General features: G+C 61.2%; 1 protein-coding gene. It reads left to right on the top strand.

What is annotated here, in order from left to right:
* The first annotated feature begins 68 nt into the window (after positions 1–68).
* Positions 69–1,201, top strand: a protein-coding gene (locus AAHB17_RS24445) for an IS3 family transposase (protein WP_446719652.1) whose coding sequence is annotated in 2 segments (ribosomal slippage) — positions 69–318 and positions 318–1,201 — 1,134 coding nt in all. Because the reading frame shifts where the segments join, the coding sequence is not laid out codon by codon here.
* The last annotated feature ends 53 nt before the right edge of the window (positions 1,202–1,254 follow it).

Here is a 1,254-nt window from a genome sequence, read left to right as displayed (position 1 = left end):
TGACCTGCCCCCCGCCAGCCGTACCACGGTAAACGAGAGAAGTCCGTCAACCCAGGAGAATGATGGACATGAAGAAGAGCAGGTTCAGCGACGAACAAATCATTGGCTTCTTGCGACAGGCCGAGGCCGGTATGGGCATCCCCGAGTTGTGCCGCAGCGGTGGCTTCAGCCAGGCCACGTTTTATAAATGGCGTGCCAAATTCGGCGGCATGCAGGTCTCAGAGGCCCAGCGCCTGCGCGAGCTTGAGAGCGAGAACGCCAAGCTCAAGCGGCTGCTGGCCGAGGCCCACCTGGACATCCACGCCCTCAAGAGCGTCTTCGGGGTAAAGCGCTAGCCCCACAGGCGCGGCGCGATGCCATCCGACAGATGATTGAGCAGCATCACCTCTCGGAGCGGCACGCCTGCCGCCTTGTGGGGCTATCCCGAGACAGCTACCGCCATCCACCGCAGCTCAGCGAGCTCAACGCCAGCCTTGGTGAACAGATTCGGCAAACGGCCTTGGTGCGCCGCCGATTCGGCTACCGGCGCATCCACGACATGCTGCGCGAGCAGTTTCCGGGAGTGAACCACAAGCGCATCTATCGGCTGTACCGGCAGGCCAACCTGACGGTGAAGAAGCGCAGCAAAGCCAAACGGCCAGCGCAGGAGCGTGTGCCACTGCAACTGGCCAGGAACATCAACGAGGTGTTGAGCATGGATTTCGTCTCCGACAGTCTGTCCAGTGGCCGGCGCCTCAAATGCCTGACGGTGGTGGATGACTTCAGCAAAGAGTCCGTCGAGATAGCAGTGGACTACGGCATTTCGGGCCAGTACGTCACTCGCGTCCTCGACCAGGTGGCACGGTTTCGCGGCTACCCGGCAGCGGTGCGAACGGACAATGGCCCAGAGTTCACCAGCCGGGCGTTTCTGGCCTGGGCGCACACCCACGGGATTAGGCACATTCTGATTGAGCCGGGCAAGCCCATGCAGAACGGGTACATCGAGAGCTTCAACGGCAAATTCAGGGATGAGTGCCTCAACGAGCAGTGGTTTGAATCGTTGTCACAGGCCCGGGAGTGCATTGCGCGCTGGCGCCAGGATTACAACGAGGTCAGACCGCACAGCAGCCTGGGGCGAATTCCGCCAGCAAAATTCGCCCAGCAGCACCGCCAGCGCGCTGGCGGTGCTGCTGGCAGTGAGCAGAAACAAAACTTCGATTAACCTTCAACCCCGGACTTCTCCAATCTGTTGGTACGGCCAGTGGGGGCAGGTCA

This window comes from Hydrogenophaga sp. OTU3427, from assembly GCF_038440225.1.
Taxonomy (GTDB): domain Bacteria; phylum Pseudomonadota; class Gammaproteobacteria; order Burkholderiales; family Burkholderiaceae_C; genus Hydrogenophaga.
The sequence above is the reverse complement of the archived record's forward strand: the minus strand, read 5'-3'. Positions and strand labels throughout refer to the sequence as shown.